We start from the raw sequence: 17168 nt of genomic DNA on the forward strand, positions 1-17168 counted from the left end.
TCAGTCCTCCACCACCCAGGTGTCTTTGGTGCCGCCGCCCTGGGACGAGTTGACCACCAGCGAGCCCTCGCGCAACGCGACCCGGGTCAGGCCGCCGGGCACCAGGCGGGTTTCCCGGCCCGAAAGCACGAACGGCCGCAGGTCGATATGCCGCGGCGCGATGCCGCTTTCGACAAAGGTCGGGCAGGTGGACAGCGACAGGGTCGGCTGGGCGATATAGGCCTCGGGCCGGGCCTTGATCCGCACGCGGAATTCCTCGATCTGCGCCGCCGTCGCCGCCGGCCCCACCAGCATGCCGTAGCCGCCGGAACCCTGGGTTTCCTTGACCACCAACTGCGCCAGGTTGGCCAGCACGTGGGACAGTTCGGCGGGCTTGCGGCACTGCCAGGTGGGCACGTTCTTGAGGATCGGTTCCTCGCTGAGGTAAAAGCGGATCATCTCGTCCACATAGGGGTAGATCGACTTGTCGTCGGCCACCCCGGTGCCCACGGCATTGGCCAGCACCACGTTGCCGCAGCGGTAGGCGGCGATCAGCCCGGGCACCCCGAGCATGGAATCGGGGTTGAACGACAGCGGGTCCAGGTAGGCGTCATCCAGGCGTCGGTAGATCACGTCCACCGCCTGGGCACCGGCGGTGGTGCGCATGTACACCCGGTCGTCACGCACGAACAGATCGGCGCCTTCCACCAGTTCCACGCCCATCTCCCGGGCCAGGAACGCATGTTCGAAATAGGCACTGTTGAAGCGCCCCGGGGTCAGCACCACCACGGTCGGGTTATCCAGGGGGCTGGAGCTTTTCAGGGTGTCCAGCAGCAGGTTCGGGTAATGGTCGATGGGCGCGATGCGCTGGGCGGCGAACAGTTCGGGGAACAGGCGCATCATCATCTTGCGGTCTTCGAGCATGTAGCTGACACCGCTGGGGGTGCGCAGGTTGTCTTCGAGCACGTAGTAGCTGCCGTCGCCGTCGCGCACCAGGTCGACCCCGGCGATATGGGCATAGATGCCGCGGTGCAGGTCCAGGCCCTGCATCGCCACCTGGTAGCCCTCGTTGGCCAGCACCTGTTCGGCGGGGATGATGCCTTCCTTGAGAATCCGCTGGCCGTGATAGAGGTCGGCGAGGAACAGGTTCAGCGCCTGCACCCGCTGGATGCAGCCGCGCTCCACGGTGCGCCATTCGCTGGCCTTGATGCTGCGGGGAATGATGTCGAAGGGAATCAGGCGCTCGGTGCCCTGCTCGTCGCCGTACAGGGTGAAGGTGATACCGGCGCGGTGGAACAGCAGGTCGGCTTCGCGCCGACGCTGGTCCAAAAGTTCCAGAGGAGTGTCCGCCAGCCAGCGGGCAAACCCCTGGTAGTGAGGCCGGCAGACGCCATCGGCAGCATACATTTCATCAAAGAAAGCGCGGGACATAGCCAACTCCTTGCCGTGACGTGAACGGCTTTTTATTTGAACCCTGTGTGTGCGTGACCCGGCTTCGAGCGTGAGGGGCCCAGCCCCCCTGAAAGAGTGATAGCAATCGCTATGCCGCAAATGCACGGTGCGCCGCCCCGGAGGTGGCCCGTGGCAAAAATGACCGTTTAGCGACAAATAGATTCAAAAAAGAGACACAAAGAAACCTGAAGAACACCCAGCAGCAAAGCCCCAGCAGCGTAGCCGGCGCCGTTCGCGGCTCTGCGCGAACAGAATCGGTGCACAAAGCCCCCGCGCTGAATGTTTTGCCCCGTTATCGGGAGTTTTCCGGCCAATGCCGCCCCACAGCGCGGCCTTGAGGCGCCATCGCGGGGCCCTGAGCACTGACCATCAGCGCACCATCAAGGTTCAAAGACTTGGCGCCGCTGCCCCCGGCAACCTCAGGCGCCCGGCAGGCACGCCAGAATCAGGGCCAGCGCCTGCTGCGGTGAGAGCTGCGCGGTGTCCAGGCGCAGCGGCGAGCTCGCCCAGGGCTGATAGTCATGCTCGAGCACCGATTGCCAGCTGGGCGGGCGCAGGCCCGGCACGTCCAACTGGCGGGTCTCGACCCGGCGCCGATGCTCCGCAAGGTCGGAGCACACCACCTCGATCTCCAGCAGCCTCACCCCCTGTCTGCTGGCCAGGGCCTGCCAGGCCTGGCGGCTTTCCTGCACCGGATTGACGCAGTCGGCCAGTACCCGGTTGCCCAGGGCCAGGTTGGCCTCGGCCAGTTGCAGGGCAATCTGGTAGCCGGCCTTGCCCACCTGCGCCAGGCCAGCGTCACGCAGGCCCTGTTCGATGCTGTCGATGCGCAGGTAGGTGGCCGCCAGGTGTGGCGCCAGGGTACGGGCGATGGTGGTCTTGCCGGTGCCCGGCAAGCCGCTGAAAACGATGAGCATGCAAGGCCCTGCCAACGTTGAAGGACGCACAGCTTTACCACTATTGCCACACGCGTCCAGCCCCGGGCTTGAGGACGGGCCGCCACTAGCCCTGATCCAGGGACGCCCGACCACCGCCCGGCAGCGCACTTGCCCAAGCCCCGGCAACCCAGGAAAATGGGCCGCTTTTCTGCGCCCTCCCGTGATCTACACTAACGTCCAGCATTGACGGTAGGCCCTTGTATGGCGGGCCACACAGCCTGCCACTCCTTCTCGACTCACCCGTGTGCCGTAATTCGTTCAGGAGCCCCGATGCCTCGCTTCATCCTGCCCATGCTGATGTGGCTGACATGCCTCCCGGCGATGGCCGACCCCGCGCCCTCCTTGCAACTGCTCAACTATGAATCTCCCCACCACCAGCCACTGCCATTGAGCGGCGACGATTGGCAATGGCTGCGCCACAAGCGTGAACTGGTTCTGGGCACCTCGCAGCAAAACCTGCCACCGCTGGAAATGGTCAACGAAGCCAAGGAATACGAAGGCATCACCGCCGACTATGCCGGCCTGCTGGGCGATGCCCTGGGCGTGAAGATCAGCGTTCGCGCCTATGCCACCCGCGAGCAGGTGTTCAGCGCCCTGGCCAAGGGCGAGATCGACTTCATGGGCAGCGTCACCCAGGGCGAGGCCGAGCGACGTCAACTGTTGCGCAGCCAGATCTATCTGGCCAATCGCCCGACACTGGTCGCTCGCCTGGGGGATTCACCGTCGCTGAAAAACGGTTTGCAGGGGTACAGGCTGGCCATTTCCCTGGACAGTATCAGCCTGCCCGTGGCCCAGGCCATGTACCCCAAGGCTCGGATCGAAAGCTACGCCAGTGCCGATGCGGCCATGGCCGCGGTAGCCTTCGGCGATGCCGACATGCTGCTTGGCGACGCAGTGCTGGCGCAGTTTCTGATCTCGCGCAACTACAGCGACTACCTGCGGATCATCTACAGCGGCCCGGCCAGCACCAGCGGCTTCAGCTTTGCAGTGGCCCCCGACAACCAACGCTTGCAGCATCTGCTCGACAACGCGTTGCAAGCGGTCCACAAGGAACAGGGCACCAGCATCCGCAATCGCTGGGGCGACCGCCTGCTGCTGAGCATGGAGAAGACCAGCCTGACGGTCGAGGAACAGCGCTGGATCGAAAAAAACCCGGTGGTGCGCATTGGCATTCACCGCTACCTGCCGCCAATGTCCTACTTCGACGCCAACGGCAATTACCTGGGCATTACCGCCGACCTGCTGACCATGCTGGAGGCCAAGACCGGGCTGAGCTTCGACATCACGGCGCTGCCCAGCTTCAAGGACCTCAACGAGGCCGTGCGCAACGGCCAGGTGCAGATGGTTGCCGACCGGGCGCGCACCCCAGAGCGCGAAACCTACCTGCAATTCACCCGGCCCTATCTGGTCGGGCCCTACATGCTGGTCACCAGCGACGCCGCGGATGCGCCGAAAAGCCTCGAAGACATGGCCGGCAAGACCCTGCTGATCGGCAGCGGCCATGCCCTGGTATCGCAGCTGCACCAGCGCTATCCACAGATCCGCATCAAAGAGGTGCAGACCAACTTCGAAGCCCTGTCGCTGCTGCGCGACCAAAAGGCAGACGGCACGGTGCAGGCGGAAATCGCCGTCAGCTTCAACCTGCCGCGCATCAAGGAGGACCAGCTCAAGGTCAGGCCAGCCCTCGACCTGCCGTTGCTCAATGAATCCTTTGCCGTGCGCCGTGACCAGCTGGAGTTGTTCAGCATCATCGACAAGTCCCTGCGCAGCATCTCGCCCGACGCCATTACCGAGCTCAACAATCGCTGGCGCTCCAAGGCCGCCGTCGCCCCGCCCTCCTGGCGCGACTACCGCACCACCCTCTACCTGGCCGGGGCCGGTTCGATACTCCTGTTACTGATCTCCCTGGCCTGGGGCTACGCCATGCGACGCCAGGTTCGCCAGCGCGAAAAGGCCGAACACGCCCTCAACGATCAGTTGCGCTTCATGGACGCACTGATCAACGGCACGCCCAACCCGATCTACGTGCGCGACCTGAAGCGGCGCCTGGTGATCTGCAACGACAGCTACCTGAAGAGCATGGGCACCGATCGCCAGAGCATGCTGGGGACCGATCTCGAACAATTGGCGGTGCCCGAAGCCGAGCAGTTCTCCAAGGACTTCCAAAGCATCTTCGACGGCGGCCCGCCCTTGCTGATCGACCGTACGGTGCATATCCGCGGCCAGGAGATGCGGATCTACCACTGGATGCTGCCCTATCGAAATGCCGAGGGCGAAATCCAGGGCATCATCGGCGGCTGGCTGGACATCAGCGAACGCCAGCAACTGCTGCAAGAGCTGACCCAGGCCAAGGATGAGGCAGACAAGGCCAACCGGGCCAAGACCACCTTCCTGGCCACCATGAGCCATGAGATCCGCACGCCCATGAGCGCGGTGCTGGGCATGCTCGAACTGGCGCTCAAGCGCGCCGATCAGGGCCAGTTCGACCGGCCCTCGATCGAGGTGGCCTACAGTTCGGCGCAAACCCTGCTGGAACTGATCGGCGATATCCTCGACATCGCCCGGATCGAGAGCGGCCACCTGAGCCTGAGCCCGGAGCGGGCCAACCTGCGGGGGCTGGCGGAGCCGGTGTTCCGGGTCTTCGACGGCCTGGCCCGGCAAAAGGGCCTGCGCCTGGAATTGGAGCTGGACAGCCACGCCGGTGACGACGTGCTGGTGGATCCACTGCGTTTCAAGCAGATCCTCTCCAACCTGATCAGCAATGCCATCAAGTTCACCCAGCAAGGCGGTGTACAGGTGCGCCTGGCAACCGGGCCCAGCGAACCGGAGTACCTGGCGTTGCTGCTGACGGTCAAGGACAGCGGCATCGGCATCGCCGCCGACGATCTGCAACAGCTGTTCAAGCCTTTCAGCCAGGTGCTCGGGCAGCATCAGGATGCCCGTTCCGGCACTGGCCTGGGGCTGATGATCTGTCGCACCCTGTGCGAAATGATGGGCGGCACCCTGACCCTGCACAGCCAGCCCGGGCTGGGCACCGAGGTGCGGGTGCAACTGCGCCTGAGCCGCCTGCCCGCTCTGCCGCAGGCCCCCACCGTGCTCCCGCCTGCCGCGCCAGCGGTCGCCGCGCGGCAGGCGCTGCACATCCTGGTGGTGGATGACAGCCAGGCCAACCGGCAGTTGCTCTGCGAGCAGTTGAAGTACCTCGGCTACTCGTTGAGCCAGGCGAGCAATGGCGCCGAGGCGTTCAAGATCTGGCGAGAGGAGCGCTTCGACCTGGTCATCACCGACTGCAACATGCCGGTCATGAGCGGCTATCAACTGGCCCGGCATATTCGCGCGAGCGAACGCGAACAGCAGAGCGCGCCCGTGCACATCCTCGGCTTTACCGCCAATGTCCAGCCCGAAGAGGAACAGCGCTGCCGCGATGCCGGAATGAACGGCTGTCTGTTCAAGCCCATCGCCCTGCCCGACCTCGATCTGCGCCTGCGCTCCCTGGCCGCCCTGCCCCGCGTGCAATCGCAGCCCCCCCGCGAGCGCTACGACATCCAGCAGCTCGACTACCTCACCAATGGCGACCCCAAGGTCATCCAGCGAGTACTGCGCGGCTTGCACCAGAGCAACCAGAAAGACCTCATGGACATCCGCGAGCAGCTGGCCAGCGAGACCCACCAGGGGGTTGCCGACCTGGCCCACCGGATTCGCGGCGCGGCGCAAATCATCAAGGCGCAGGTACTGATCCAGGAATGCGAATACCTGGAGCGAGCCTGCCTGCAGGGGGCCGCCAGCACCGAGATCAAGGCCGCACTGGCTCGCCTGGAGCAGGCCATGCTGGGGCTCGATCGCGACCTGCTCGATGCCCTGCAGCCCGAATGATGCACGGCCCGGGCTCTCGAACTGGAGCTTGCAGGCTTCAGCCGCCGAGGCGTTGCAATTCAATGACGGCCGAGGACGACAGCGGCCGGGCCGGCTGGATCAGGGCCATGCCAAAGCGCTTGCTGATGTAGCGACCGCCGGTGCCGGTCAGGCTCAGGGCGCGGCTGTCCAGGTCCCGGATCAGCCATTTGCGCTCCAACAAGGCCTGCAACAGCGCCGCCCCCAGGGCGCCCCCCAGGTGCGGACGGCGCATGCTCCAGTCCAGGCACGGGCAGGCAAAGCGTCGACGCAAGGCCTTGAGCCCGGCCACCTCGATCCCCAGGCTGCGGAAAAACTCTTCGCCGCTGTCGCTGACCCGGTAGGCCTCGCCCTCCTCGGCCGCCAGCAGCCAGCCGGCCTCGAACATCCGGTCGTGCAACTGCACCCCCAGGGTGCCCGCCAGGTGGTCGTAGCAGGTACGAGCGAACTGCAGGCGGTCCGGGGTGCGCGGGGTGAAGCTGGGTGCGCGGCCCTGGCCGATCACCATCAGCGCCTCCAGGGCCTGGGCCACCAGCGGGTCGCCGAGGCAGTAGTAACGGTGCCGGCCCTGGACCTGCACCCGCAATAGCCCCGCCTCCTTGAGCTTGGCCAGATGGGCGCTGGCGGTAGAGGTGCTGACCTCGGCAATCGCCGCCAGCTCGGTGCTGGTGCGTGCGTGGCCGTCCATCAGCGCACAGAGCATGCGGGTGCGCGCCGGCTCGGCGATGGCCGCCGCCACTTGGGATACCCCTACGTCGTTCTGCACTACATTCATATTTCGCTCCCTGACGAATCGTGTCTTCGAAAGGGTCAGGATAGTAGCAGCCTGGATATCTGCAGAACAAAGAGATAAATCATGGACGCGATCAGCGCTGCTACCCACTCAGACCCGTACTTCTACTACACCCGCCTCCGCGCCCGGGGCGGCCTGACCTACGATTGCGCCCTCAGGCTATGGGTCGCCAGCAGCGCCGCGGCGGTGGCAGCGGTGCTCGACCACCCGGCCTGCCAGGTGCGCCCCAGTACCGAGCCGGTACCCCAGGCAATTGCCGGAAGGCCGGCCGGGCAGCTGTTCGGCCGCCTGATGCGGATGAACGATGGCCCGCGCCAGCGTTGCCCGCGTGCGGCCATCGAGCCGGCCTTGCAGGGTCTCTGTACCGCCGGGTTGGAGGCCCATCTGGCCAGGTGGCAACCGGCCCTCGTGGCTCCGGCCTGCGCCGCCGACCTGCAACGCTGGCAGTTCGTACTGCCGGTGGCGTTGCTGGCCAGCCTGCTTGGCGTACCCGCCGGACAGTGCGAAACACTCGCCCGGCGCACCGGGGAATTCGTCGCCTGCTTCTCGCCCCTGAGCGATCAGCCCCGATTGCAGGCCGCCGACCGGGCAGCACTGGAGCTGGACGCGCAGATGCAGGCCCTGGTGCAGGCCCCGCAACACAGCCCGCTGCTGCGGCAGATTCTCGACCGCAGTGGTGAGCTTGCTCCAGCGGACCTGCGGGCCAATCTGGCGGGCCTGCTGGCGCAGACCCATGACGCCTGCGCCGGCCTGGTCGGCAACAGCCTGGTCGCCCTGCTGGCTGCACCGGCCATGCAGCAGCACCTGCGCCAGGAACCGGGCCTGCTGGGCGACTGGCTGCTGGAGCGCCAGCGCCTGGACCCGCCGGTGCAGAACACCCGGCGCTTCGTCACCGCACCCTGCACCGTGCACGGCGTGGAACTGCAAGCCGGCGAAACCATTCTGGTGCTGCTGGCCGCGGCCAACCAGGACCCGGCGCTAGCCGCCATTACCGGCAGCAACCCGGCGCATCAGGGCTTCAGCTTCGGCGCCGGAGCCCACCGCTGCCCTGGCCGGGAGCTGGCCCTGGGCATAGTCCGGTGCCTGTTGCACGCCCTGCTGCAAGGCCCCGGCCTGGATGCACTGGCCCTGGACTGGCAGTACCAGGCCTCGGTCAACGGGCGCATTCCGCTGTTCAGCGACCGCGGGGAGGCCGAACAATGATCGCGGTGATCTTCGAAGTACTGCCAGCTTCGGGCCAGCGCGATGCCTACCTGGAGCTGGCGGCCGGGCTGAAAAACCAGCTGGAGGAGATCGACGGTTTCATCTCCATCGAACGTTTCCAGAGCCTGGCCCAGCCGGAAAAACTGCTGTCCCTGTCGTTCTGGCGTGACGAGCAGGCCGTGGCCCAGTGGCGCAACCTGGAATGCCACCGCCAGGCGCAGGCCCGGGGCCGCGGTGAGGTATTTGCCGACTACCGGCTTCGGGTGGCGACGGTGCTGCGCGACTATGGACTGCAAGAGCGTTGCCAGGCCCCTGCGGACAGCCGCCGGTTGCATGGCCGCTGACACCGTTGGCCTTGGCCCGGCGCCCGGCTTGAGGTAAAACGTGCGCCCGCGGTGGCGGCACGCGCCACCACCTAGCCCGAAACAAGGAGCCTGCATGCTGTTTGTGGTGATGCTGGGGGGCAAGCACCCCAGAGCGAAAATCGAAGTCCATGATGTGCAGTTCGTGGTCGCCGACAGCCTCGAAGCGGCCTACCCGCAACTGCGCGAAGGCTGGTTCGGCAGCCCGGCGGGGTTGCACATCGACTCATGGATGCGGGTGGACGGTATCGACGACTACAGGCTCGAACTCAGCGCCCTGGCCCCGGCGGCGGATGCGCCGCGCCTGTACTTCATCAACCTGGGCGGCTATGAAGCAGCGACCTTCGGCGAAGCCCACCGTTACCTGCTGGTGGTGGCCCGGGACAAGGCGCAGGCCAAGGCCAAAGGCAAGCAGCAGATGCTTGCCCACTGGCACAAATCCCACACCGATGCCCTGCTGGACGTCGACGACTGCCTGCCCATCGACCTGGCGGACGGCCGCTACGTGCACCTGGTGAAGGGCCCTCACCAGGGCATCGTGCAGCACAACGACTACATCATCCTGTAGCCGCCGGCTGGCCGGCGAAGGCGGTCTTGCGGGCCCTTTCGCTGGCAAGCCAGCTCCTACAGGGGCGGTGTGATCCTGTGGCAACCGGCTGACTGGCCAGTGAAGCGCGCGCAGGCCGGCTATGCTGGCGTTTTTCTTCAGGGAGCAGAGCCATGCCGCTATGTTTGCGCAACGCACAGCAAGACGACACCCAGCGCCTGAGCCAGATCGCCCGCCAGACCTTTGCCCTCGCCTGCCCGCCGGACACCCCGGCAACGGAGATCGAGGCCTTTATCCAGGAAAACCTGCTGCCCGAACATTTCAGCGCACTGCTGGAAGCCCCCGGCAAACAGTTGCGGGTGCTGCTCGATGACAACCGGGTCATCGGCTACAGCCTGGTCAACCTGCACCCGCAGGACCTCGGGGTGGCCGGTGCCGACGGCATCGCCGAGCTGACCCGTTGCTACCTGGATGCCGCCCACCATGGCAGTGGCGCCGCCCAGTTCCTGCTGGCACAGACCCTGGCACAACAACCCGGCCCCCTGCGCCTGACCGTCAACGAACACAATGCCCGGGCGATCCGTTTCTACCAGCGCAACGGCTTTGTGAGGGTCGGCGAAACCCTGTTCCCCTGCGGCGCCGACCTGCACCGCGACTGGGTCATGCTGCGCCGTTGAAGCGGCCCCGCCATCAGCCCGCGCCAGGCGTCAGGTCAGCCAGTTCAAGGTCATCGATGGATACCACTTGCTCCAGCAGAAAGGCGCGCAGGCCGTCGATCTGTTCCCGGCGCGGGCTGTCCCGCAGCCACACCAGGTAATAGCCGTCCCCCGAGGCCAGCGCACGGGGAAACGGCAGGCTGACCAGGCCCTGGCGGATATCCTCGGCCACCAGGTACAGGTCGGCGATGGACAGCCCGTGGCCACGCATGGCCGCGCAGATCGCCTGGTCCAGGGTGTCGAAGACGTTGCCCCGGTCCAGCCGTACCTGCCCCAGCAGGCCCTGGGCCTGTAGCCAGCGCCGCCAGTCGCGGCGGTCCGCCGAAGGGTGGATCAGTGGCGCCTCCCTGAGCCGTTCCAGGGTCCAGGGCGGCGCATCCACAGCCTCCGGAGGGCCGATGGGAATCAGCCACTCATCGAACAGCTTGCAGGCCTCGACCCCGGCGCCGAACTGCCCGTTGCCCAGCAGAATCGCGCAGTCATAGGGCTCGGCATGAAAATCCACATGATCGAAATCCATCCACACGCTGGCCAGTTGCACCGCCAGCGACGGCTGCTGGTGCTTGAGCTGGTCCAGGGCCCGCAGCAGCCAACGCATGGTCAGTGTCGAAGGGGCCTTGAGGCGTAATTGGCCACTGCCGCTGCGCAGCGGCAGACAGGCGTCCTCGATGATCCGGAACCCCGCCTTGAGCTCCCGGGCCAGGCGCTGCCCGACGTCAGTGAGTACCAACCTGGGGCCGTGGCGCTCGAACAGGCGGCAGCCGAACTGGCTTTCCAGGGTGCGGATATGCCGGCTGATGGCGCTTTGGGTCAGGGACAGCTCCTCTGCGGCCCGGGTGAAGGAGCTGGAACGGGCCGCCACTTCAAAGGCGCGCAAGGCATAGAGCGGCGGCAGGGACTCGACCATCGGCAAGCACTCAGCATGATTAAAAATCATAGTAGGTCACAGCTTTTTGCGTTTTTCAACGCAGGCTCAAGCCTTCAGGCTAGGGCCTTTGCCAATGATCGAGGAGTTGCCGGGTGGATGTGAACATGTCGTTATTGCTGGCCTATACCCTGAGCGTGCTGATGCTGGTGGCGACCCCGGGGCCGGTGGTGGCGCTGATCGTCAGCACCAGCATGAACGCCGGCCCGCGCCAGGCGCTGCTGACCGCCCTGGGCACCAACGCGGCGTCGTTGCTGCTGGCCCTGCTGGCGGTGCTGATGCTCTCCGGCGGGCTGGCCCTGGACCCACGGCTGATCCACTGGATCAGCGTGCTGGGCTGCTGCTTCATTGCCTGGCTGGCCGTGCAGGGGTTGCGCGAGGCCGCCGCCCAACCCGCTGCACAAGCACCGGAAAAAAACCTGGCCGGACGCGGCAGGGGCCTGGCCACCGGCTTTGTGGTGGGCATCGGCAACCCCAAGGACATCATCTTCTTTGTCTCGTTCTTCCCCCAGTTCATCCAGGTCGGCCGCACCTTCGAACACAGCGCACTGCTGCTGACCCTGGTCTGGGTACTGATCGACCTGGCGGTGCTGGGGGCCTATATCCTGGTGGCGCGCCAGGGCTTCTCGCTGAAGTACAAGCGCCTGGTGACGGGGGTGTCGAGCCTGGTGCTGCTGGCAGTGGCCGTGGTGGGGCTGGCCTATTCGCTGCTGGAACTGTAGCGCCCGGGCGCCACCTGAGGCGCCCGGCTTCAGACGCTGCGCAATTCCAGGGTCAGGTGCGACAGCCCGGGCAGCGCGGCCAGGCGCGCACGCACGGTCTCGGCACTGAGCGAGGCCCGGGCCACCACACTGACAATCGCCGCCCGGGCCCCGGGCCCCACCTGCCACACGTGCAGGTCGACGATACTGGCATCCCCCGGCCCTTCCACCGATGCGCGGATCTGCCCGGCCACCTGCTCATCGCTGGCATCGAGCAGCACCGCGGCGCTGGACTTGATCAAGGCAGTCCGGTCATTCGCACAAACGCCCTGCCCGGCAAGCGAAAAAAGCTGCGGCGCAACCGATGCGGTGGATTAACATAGCCAAGTGCCACTCTCCCCCTCAGGACCCTGCCTTTCCATGTTGTCCAGTCTCCGATGATTGCCGTCTGGTCCCTGCTGTGCGTGATCTTCCTGCTGGTGCTGCTGGCGCTGTGGCTATGGCGCCGTGAACGCCGGGCCCAGGCCCAGTTGCAGGTCTATCGACGGCTCGCCGAAGGTCGACCCGACGACGCCGAACGGTTCAAGCGCAGCCAGTATTTTGCGCGGATCGGCACCTGGGACTGGGAGGTCGATACCCAGCGCCTGTACTGGTCGGAGGCGATCTACGGCATGTTCGGCTTCCAGGTTGGCCAGGTAGTGCCCTCCTACGAGCTGTTCTGTTCCTGCGTGCACCCCGAGGACCGGGAACGGGTCCGCGCCGGCGAGCTGCGCTGCCTGGAGACGGGCGAGAACCATGATGAGGAGTACCGCGTGGTGTGGCCCGATGGCAGCGTCCACTGGCTGCGGGAAACCGGCAATGTGGTGAAGAACGTGCACGACGCCACCATCAAGATGATGGGTGTGGTGCGCGACATCACCGACGAAAAGGTCTCCACCAGCCAGTTGCAGCAACTGGCTCATTTCGACCGGCTGACCGGGCTGCCCAACCGGTTGATGCTCGAACAGCGCCTGTCCCGGGCCCTGGAACAGGCCCGTCACGACCAGACCCGGGTGGCCCTGGTGTTCGTCGACCTCAATGGCTTCAAGGCGATCAACGACCAGTACGGCCATGCCGCCGGGGACCAGGTGCTGAGCGCTACCGCCCAGCGCCTGCAAGGCATCCTGCGGGCCAGCGACACCGTGGCGCGTATCGGCGGCGACGAATTCGTGGTGATTCTCGAAGGCCTGGCCCCGGGGCTCGACCTGGCCGAAGAGGCCCGGCGCATCGGCGAGCAGATCTTCAGCCAGCTGTCGCCGCCGGTGGAAGTGGACAGCCATCGCCACAGCATCGGCAGCAGCCTGGGAGTGGCGATGTTTCCCGACCATGGCGGGCGCATAGACCAGTTGCTGCACGTCGCCGACCAGGCGATGTACGAGGCCAAGCGCAGCGGCAACAACCACTACCGTCTCGGGCAATAAGCCGCTGCCTAGGCCTCGGCGCCTTCGCCCAGCAGGCATTGGCGCAGGAATCCCAGGGCGCCCTGGAACAGCGGGTGCCATTGCTCCGACGGCAGGCTGGCCAGGGGCTGCCAGAAAAACTCGAACCGATGGCCGCCGTCATCCGCGGTGAAATGGCTCCAGCTTTCCGGCAACGGCGCTGGCACCCGGCATTCATGGAAAGCCCACACCTGGCCGCAGAAACCCGAATGCCAGAGCCCCAGGAAACCGCTTTCCCCGGCCTGGACACCGGCCTCTTCCGCCAGCTCGCGAACGGCTGCAGTAGCCGTGGACTCCCCCGCCTCCACCGTGCCCTTGACAAGTTGCAGGCCGGCCAGCGGATGGCGGAAAGCCAGGATCTCCAGCTCGGTGGAATGGCGCAGCACCACCGGGCAGGCTTTATTGGCACGCATCGGCCCCTCGCTCCTCAAGCCTTCAATCGTCCCGGGTCAGCACTTCCAGCAACTCGATCTCGAAGATCAGGTTGGAATTGGGCGGGATGGCGCCCATGGAACGCTCGCCATAACCCAGGTGCGCCGGCACCAGCAGCTTGCGCTTGCCGCCCACCTGCATGCCCATCAGGCCCTGGTCCCAGCCCTTGATCACCCGGCCGGTGCCGATCACGCACTGGAACGGCTTGCCACGATCATAGGAGGAGTCGAAGCTGCTGCCGTCCTCCAGAAAGCCCCGGTACTGGGTGGTGATCAAGGCGCCCTTGACCACAGCCTTGCCGTCGCCCGGCTGGATATCGATGACCTGCAATTCGTCGCTCATGGTTCACTCCCGTTCAAGCATTGCCCCGTCACGGGACTGCGGCGCGCTTTTTCGCAGAATTGCCCCGGCTTGGCAATCACTGTGGCGCCACCTCGATCAGGGTATCGGTATCGAGAAAGATCGCCCCCAGCGCCATCGCGACCTCCTCGACGCTGGCGAGCCCCGGCTTCCAGCTGATCTCAAGGCTGGGCAAGCCCCGGCACCAGGCCTGGGAATCGCCAAAATGCAGGGTCAGGCGGCCCGGGGCCAGCAGCACCTGGCGGATGCCGCCATAGCCGGACACTGCCTGGCCGCCCAGTTCCACATGGTAAGTATCCATGCCCAACTGCCGGTCCTGCTCGTCAAAGCATTCGGCGCGCTGCAACAGCAGGTAGTGCTCGGGCTGCTGCCCGTCGTCGGCAAAGCCCAGGATCTGCACCTCGTCTTCAGTGCAGGCACTGTAGCCAGTGGCATGAAATTTCAAACTCATCGCTCCTTGCTCCTTATTCGCGGTCACTGGCGCAACAGCCCGCTTTCATAATCCAGCCAACCCTGCTCAAAGCACTCCTGCAGGTACTCCAGCACGCTGTCCAGCGACACCGAGGCAGGCACATTGACAGCAAAGAACGCCTTGCTCATGCCCTCCCAGCTGCAGCCCAGGGCGTTGATCCGCGCCAGCACCTCGGGGGTCCGGGCCCTGCCAACGTCAAAGAACACCAGGCGCAACGTGCTGTTGCCACTGCTGCGCCCGACCCGCCTGAACCACTTCAGGCCATCGGCCTCCTCCTGGACTTCGACGTCGTCCTCGTAACAGGCATCCTGGGAGTAGAACGGAAGGTTGGCGATACGGTACAGGCCATCGGGCTGGCGTTCGGCCCAGACCCCTTCGCTGGCCACCGGCGGATAGTCGTCCACCACCGTCAACCTGAGCATGATCTTGTCCATCACCTGTCCCTGGTTCATTGAATAAAAGGCAGCGGTGCCCTTCGGCCCCCGCGCAAGCCGAGCGCTTTTTCGCAGAATTGCCGGCCCTTGGCAATCATTGACGAGTCGCCAGCGAAGGTGTGTCACCGAACAGGAAGATTCCGTTACCATTGCCGCCCCCACGCCTCACTCGATAAGGACATCCCATGGCCACCGCCGATATCGTCGCCCTGGTGCTGCTCGCCGCTCTGGCGCTGTACCTGGTCAGCCTCTACAACCGCCTGACCACCCGGCGTACCCGTCTGCGCAATGCCTTCGCCCAGATCGAGGTGCAACTCAAGCGCCGCTACGACCTGATCCCCAACCTGCTGGAAACCGTCAAGGGCTACCTGCAGCACGAGCGCCAGACCCTGACTGCCCTGGCCGAGGCGCGCAATAGCGCGCGGGATAGCCTGCAAGCCGCCGCCGCGCAACCCGGCGACAGCGCACGCATCGCCCGCCTGGGCCAGGACCAGGGTGCCCTGGACCAGGTCCTCGACCGCCTGCACCTGAGCCTGGAGGCCTACCCGGAACTCAAGGCCTCGCAGAACATGGCGCAACTCAGCGAAGAGCTCACCAGCACCGAGAACAAGGTCGCCTACGCGCGCCAGGCCTTCAACGATGCAGTGACCGACTACAACCTGTGCAAGCAGCGGGTGCCGGCACTGTTTTTCGCCGGGCTGTTCGGCCACCGGGCCGATGCCGCCCTGCTGCAATTTGCCGACAGCGCGCGCATTCAAGACGCCAGCAAAGTCTCCTTCCAGTAACTGCACCTGCCCCCGGAAACCTGCATGAAGTTCTTTCAACACCAGGCCCGAGCCCGGCGCCACACCCTCAAGCTGGTGCTGTTGATGATCCTGGCGGTAGCCACCCTGGTCAGCCTCAGCAGCCTGGGGCTGGGCCTTGCATGGCGCGAGCTGAGCCAGGAATACAAGCAGCCCAAGGTCTTGAGCTGGACCGCAGTGGCCGTCGTGGCGCTGCTGATGCTGCTGGTGGTGCTGCTGGGCAGTTGGTACAAGACCTGGCGCCTGCGGGCCGGCGGCAAGGTGATCGCCGAGCACCTGGGGGGGCGCCTGATCAACGATTCGCCCCGGGGCAGCGAGGAACAGCGCCTGCTCAATATCGTCGAGGAAATGGCCCTGGCCTCGGGCGCCACCATGCCTGCGGTGTATGTGCTGCCGGAAGACGCAATCAACGCCTTCGCCGCCGGACTGACCCCACAGCAGGCCGTGCTCGGCATCACCCGCGGAGCCCTCATCCACCTGGACCGCGACGAGTTGCAGGGCATGGTGGCCCATGAGTTCAGCCACATTCACAACGGCGACATGCGCCTCAACACCCGCTTGCTGGCCGTGATCCACGGCCTACTGGTGTTCAGCCTGGCGGGCATCGCGGTGCTGCGCCAGGCTGAAAAGCAGCACCTGGGCAGCGACCGCCACCGCTTCTTCTGGCAGATCATCTTCGCCGTGCTGGGCCTGGCCCTGCTGGTCTTCGGCTCCCTGGGCAGCCTGCTGGGCAACCTGATCAAGGCCGCCATCTGCCGCCAGCGCGAGTTTCTCGCCGATGCCTCGGCGGTGCAGTTCACCCGCACCCCCCAGGGCATTGCCGGCGCCCTGAAAAAGATCGGCGGCAGCAGCGCCGGCTCGCGCCTGCGCGCCTTCGCCGCCGCGCAGTACAGCCACCTGTATTTTCACCAGGGGGTGAAACTGCGCCTGGGCCGCCTTATGGCCACCCACCCACCGCTGGCCGCGCGCATCCAGCGCCTGGACCCGCAGTGGGATGGGCGCTTTGCCCCCCTGTAGGAATCCCACGTGCCTGACGATCCACGCCTGAATCCCGCCGCACAACCCGAGCACCTCCAGGCCGCCGCCAGTCTGCTGGGCCGGCGCCTGCAGGCACTGACCCACGCCCAGTATCTGTACAACGGGCAGGTGCTGACCGATGACTGTGGCGCCCTGCAACTGGATGGCCAGGACGGCAGCCAGGTCAGCCTGTTCCTGCTCGCTGACGGGGAAAGCGTCGGCGCCGCACAAAGGCCCATGCGCCTGCCTGAGGGCTTTGAACTCGAGGCCGGCGTGCGCTGTGCGTGGGAGGCCCGCGACCTCTTGCCCAGGCTGGCGGCCAGCCACCTGCAGGGCGCATTGATCGTCCGGGTGCAGGGGCTGTTCGACAACTGGCCAGAACTGGGACGCACCTTTCTCTGCGGTTTCCGGATCGACTTCGACAGCGGCGACTTTGTGGTTTTCTACAACCAGGGCGATGACGCCACTGCCCTGCTCAACCAATTGCCATCTGACACCCAGGGGGCCCACAGCCATTGGCGCGACCTGCTCTGAAGGACCGCAAACCCGGCCACGGCCTTTGTCCTGCATTCATTTTTTTGCGCCGATCATCGCGGCGATCAACCGCCGCTGAAAGCGTCACCGATGGCTGTCTATCATCAGCCATGGAACCTTCCGCGCAGCGT

The 17168-nt window shown here is 65.7% G+C and carries 18 protein-coding genes and 1 pseudogene; 10 read left to right on the top strand and 9 right to left on the bottom strand.

Going from position 1 to position 17168, the window contains the following annotated elements; all coding sequences use genetic code 11:
• The gene (locus AC1RL5_RS14760) at positions 1 to 1410 is read right to left on the bottom strand and encodes a circularly permuted type 2 ATP-grasp protein (protein WP_011060815.1); all 1410 of its coding nucleotides are present in this window, start codon (positions 1408 to 1410) and stop codon (positions 1 to 3) included.
• A gap of 440 nt (positions 1411 to 1850) precedes the next feature.
• Entirely contained in the window at positions 1851 to 2348 is a 498-nt protein-coding gene (locus tag AC1RL5_RS14765; RefSeq protein WP_047336485.1) for a P-loop nucleotide/nucleoside kinase family protein, read from the bottom strand.
• Between the two features lie 291 nt (positions 2349 to 2639).
• Between AC1RL5_RS14765 and AC1RL5_RS14770 the strand changes: the two genes are divergently transcribed.
• Positions 2640 to 6242: a transporter substrate-binding domain-containing protein gene (locus AC1RL5_RS14770; RefSeq protein ID WP_072452298.1), complete on the top strand. Its 3603-nt coding sequence runs from the start codon at positions 2640 to 2642 to the stop codon at positions 6240 to 6242.
• Positions 6243 to 6279: 37 nt separating this feature from the next.
• Here AC1RL5_RS14770 and AC1RL5_RS14775 read toward each other — a convergent pair whose 3' ends face one another.
• Entirely contained in the window at positions 6280 to 7035 is a 756-nt protein-coding gene (locus tag AC1RL5_RS14775; RefSeq protein WP_011060812.1) for an ArsR/SmtB family transcription factor, read from the bottom strand.
• Between the two features lie 81 nt (positions 7036 to 7116).
• Between AC1RL5_RS14775 and AC1RL5_RS14780 the strand changes: the two genes are divergently transcribed.
• From AC1RL5_RS14780 to AC1RL5_RS14795, 4 genes are all read left to right on the top strand, one after another.
• A complete protein-coding gene (locus AC1RL5_RS14780; RefSeq protein WP_207239088.1) occupies positions 7117 to 8256 on the top strand; it encodes a cytochrome P450 family protein in 1140 nt (379 codons plus the stop codon).
• Positions 8253 to 8600 carry an antibiotic biosynthesis monooxygenase family protein gene (locus AC1RL5_RS14785; RefSeq protein WP_015635252.1) on the top strand — a complete coding sequence of 116 codons (348 nt, stop codon included), beginning with the start codon at positions 8253 to 8255 and terminating at the stop codon, positions 8598 to 8600. The genes AC1RL5_RS14780 and AC1RL5_RS14785 overlap by 4 nt, the downstream gene beginning before the upstream one ends.
• Before the next feature lie 94 nt (positions 8601 to 8694).
• Entirely contained in the window at positions 8695 to 9186 is a 492-nt protein-coding gene (locus tag AC1RL5_RS14790; protein WP_019094385.1) for a DUF1543 domain-containing protein, read from the top strand.
• Between the two features lie 152 nt (positions 9187 to 9338).
• On the top strand, positions 9339 to 9842 hold the full coding sequence (locus tag AC1RL5_RS14795) for a GNAT family N-acetyltransferase (RefSeq protein ID WP_011060808.1): 504 nt from the start codon (positions 9339 to 9341) through the stop codon (positions 9840 to 9842).
• A gap of 13 nt (positions 9843 to 9855) precedes the next feature.
• On the opposite strand, the gene AC1RL5_RS14800 is transcribed toward AC1RL5_RS14795, so the two are convergent.
• Entirely contained in the window at positions 9856 to 10788 is a 933-nt protein-coding gene (locus AC1RL5_RS14800) for a LysR substrate-binding domain-containing protein (RefSeq protein ID WP_053150902.1), read from the bottom strand.
• Positions 10789 to 10907: 119 nt separating this feature from the next.
• Between AC1RL5_RS14800 and AC1RL5_RS14805 the strand changes: the two genes are divergently transcribed.
• Positions 10908 to 11528 carry a LysE family translocator gene (locus tag AC1RL5_RS14805; protein ID WP_185021769.1) on the top strand — a complete coding sequence of 207 codons (621 nt, stop codon included), beginning with the start codon at positions 10908 to 10910 and terminating at the stop codon, positions 11526 to 11528.
• Positions 11529 to 11557: 29 nt separating this feature from the next.
• On the opposite strand, the pseudogene AC1RL5_RS14810 reads toward AC1RL5_RS14805, so the two are convergent.
• Positions 11558 to 11818, bottom strand: a pseudogene (locus tag AC1RL5_RS14810) (cation transporter); the annotation flags it as partial.
• A 126-nt stretch (positions 11819 to 11944) separates the two neighbouring features.
• On the opposite strand from AC1RL5_RS14810, the gene AC1RL5_RS14815 reads away from it, so the two are divergent.
• Positions 11945 to 12967 carry a sensor domain-containing diguanylate cyclase gene (locus AC1RL5_RS14815; RefSeq protein ID WP_072452301.1) on the top strand — a complete coding sequence of 341 codons (1023 nt, stop codon included), beginning with the start codon at positions 11945 to 11947 and terminating at the stop codon, positions 12965 to 12967.
• Positions 12968 to 12975: 8 nt separating this feature from the next.
• Here the strand turns inward: AC1RL5_RS14815 and AC1RL5_RS14820 are convergent, their stop codons facing one another.
• The 4 genes from AC1RL5_RS14820 to AC1RL5_RS14835 form a co-directional block, all read right to left on the bottom strand.
• On the bottom strand, positions 12976 to 13398 hold the full coding sequence (locus AC1RL5_RS14820; protein WP_072452302.1) for an NUDIX hydrolase: 423 nt from the start codon (positions 13396 to 13398) through the stop codon (positions 12976 to 12978).
• Positions 13399 to 13420: 22 nt separating this feature from the next.
• Positions 13421 to 13759 (bottom strand): FKBP-type peptidyl-prolyl cis-trans isomerase, encoded by a 339-nt coding sequence (locus tag AC1RL5_RS14825; protein WP_011060802.1) that lies wholly within the window; start codon positions 13757 to 13759, stop codon positions 13421 to 13423.
• Between the two features lie 76 nt (positions 13760 to 13835).
• A complete protein-coding gene (locus AC1RL5_RS14830; RefSeq protein ID WP_072452303.1) occupies positions 13836 to 14228 on the bottom strand; it encodes an Imm10 family immunity protein in 393 nt (130 codons plus the stop codon).
• A gap of 23 nt (positions 14229 to 14251) precedes the next feature.
• Positions 14252 to 14683, bottom strand: coding sequence for a DUF4265 domain-containing protein (locus tag AC1RL5_RS14835; RefSeq protein WP_072452304.1), 432 nt, complete (start codon positions 14681 to 14683; stop codon positions 14252 to 14254).
• Positions 14684 to 14868: 185 nt separating this feature from the next.
• On the opposite strand from AC1RL5_RS14835, the gene AC1RL5_RS14840 reads away from it, so the two are divergent.
• Genes AC1RL5_RS14840 through AC1RL5_RS14850 form a run of 3 tightly spaced genes read left to right on the top strand, consistent with a single transcriptional unit; the run spans position 14869 to position 17037 of the window.
• Positions 14869 to 15468, top strand: a complete 600-nt coding sequence (locus AC1RL5_RS14840) for a LemA family protein (protein ID WP_072452305.1) — start codon at positions 14869 to 14871, stop codon at positions 15466 to 15468.
• Between the two features lie 24 nt (positions 15469 to 15492).
• Positions 15493 to 16503 carry a M48 family metallopeptidase gene (locus tag AC1RL5_RS14845; RefSeq protein WP_123577581.1) on the top strand — a complete coding sequence of 337 codons (1011 nt, stop codon included), beginning with the start codon at positions 15493 to 15495 and terminating at the stop codon, positions 16501 to 16503.
• Positions 16504 to 16512: 9 nt separating this feature from the next.
• Positions 16513 to 17037, top strand: coding sequence for a hypothetical protein (locus AC1RL5_RS14850; protein ID WP_123577580.1), 525 nt, complete (start codon positions 16513 to 16515; stop codon positions 17035 to 17037).
• The last annotated feature ends 131 nt before the right edge of the window (positions 17038 to 17168 follow it).

This window comes from Pseudomonas sp. GW822-FHT06D10 (genome assembly GCF_058799535.1).

Excerpts from the sequence above, each read along its gene's own strand:
- AC1RL5_RS14785 (WP_015635252.1), top strand. The coding sequence starts at position 8,253 with ATGATCGCGGTGATCTTCGAAGTACTGCCAGCTTCGGGCCAGCGCGAT.
- AC1RL5_RS14765 (WP_047336485.1), bottom strand. The coding sequence starts at position 2,348 with ATGCTCATCGTTTTCAGCGGCTTGCCGGGCACCGGCAAGACCACCATC.
- AC1RL5_RS14800 (WP_053150902.1), bottom strand. The coding sequence starts at position 10,788 with ATGGTCGAGTCCCTGCCGCCGCTCTATGCCTTGCGCGCCTTTGAAGTG.
- AC1RL5_RS14780 (WP_207239088.1), top strand. The coding sequence starts at position 7,117 with ATGGACGCGATCAGCGCTGCTACCCACTCAGACCCGTACTTCTACTAC.
- AC1RL5_RS14825 (WP_011060802.1), bottom strand. The coding sequence starts at position 13,759 with ATGAGCGACGAATTGCAGGTCATCGATATCCAGCCGGGCGACGGCAAG.
- AC1RL5_RS14770 (WP_072452298.1), top strand. The coding sequence starts at position 2,640 with ATGCCTCGCTTCATCCTGCCCATGCTGATGTGGCTGACATGCCTCCCG.
- AC1RL5_RS14815 (WP_072452301.1), top strand. The coding sequence starts at position 11,945 with ATGATTGCCGTCTGGTCCCTGCTGTGCGTGATCTTCCTGCTGGTGCTG.
- AC1RL5_RS14840 (WP_072452305.1), top strand. The coding sequence starts at position 14,869 with ATGGCCACCGCCGATATCGTCGCCCTGGTGCTGCTCGCCGCTCTGGCG.
- AC1RL5_RS14820 (WP_072452302.1), bottom strand. The coding sequence starts at position 13,398 with ATGCGTGCCAATAAAGCCTGCCCGGTGGTGCTGCGCCATTCCACCGAG.
- AC1RL5_RS14795 (WP_011060808.1), top strand. The coding sequence starts at position 9,339 with ATGCCGCTATGTTTGCGCAACGCACAGCAAGACGACACCCAGCGCCTG.
- AC1RL5_RS14835 (WP_072452304.1), bottom strand. The coding sequence starts at position 14,683 with ATGGACAAGATCATGCTCAGGTTGACGGTGGTGGACGACTATCCGCCG.
- AC1RL5_RS14775 (WP_011060812.1), bottom strand. The coding sequence starts at position 7,035 with ATGAATGTAGTGCAGAACGACGTAGGGGTATCCCAAGTGGCGGCGGCC.
- AC1RL5_RS14760 (WP_011060815.1), bottom strand. The coding sequence starts at position 1,410 with ATGTCCCGCGCTTTCTTTGATGAAATGTATGCTGCCGATGGCGTCTGC.
- AC1RL5_RS14830 (WP_072452303.1), bottom strand. The coding sequence starts at position 14,228 with ATGAGTTTGAAATTTCATGCCACTGGCTACAGTGCCTGCACTGAAGAC.
- AC1RL5_RS14790 (WP_019094385.1), top strand. The coding sequence starts at position 8,695 with ATGCTGTTTGTGGTGATGCTGGGGGGCAAGCACCCCAGAGCGAAAATC.
- AC1RL5_RS14845 (WP_123577581.1), top strand. The coding sequence starts at position 15,493 with ATGAAGTTCTTTCAACACCAGGCCCGAGCCCGGCGCCACACCCTCAAG.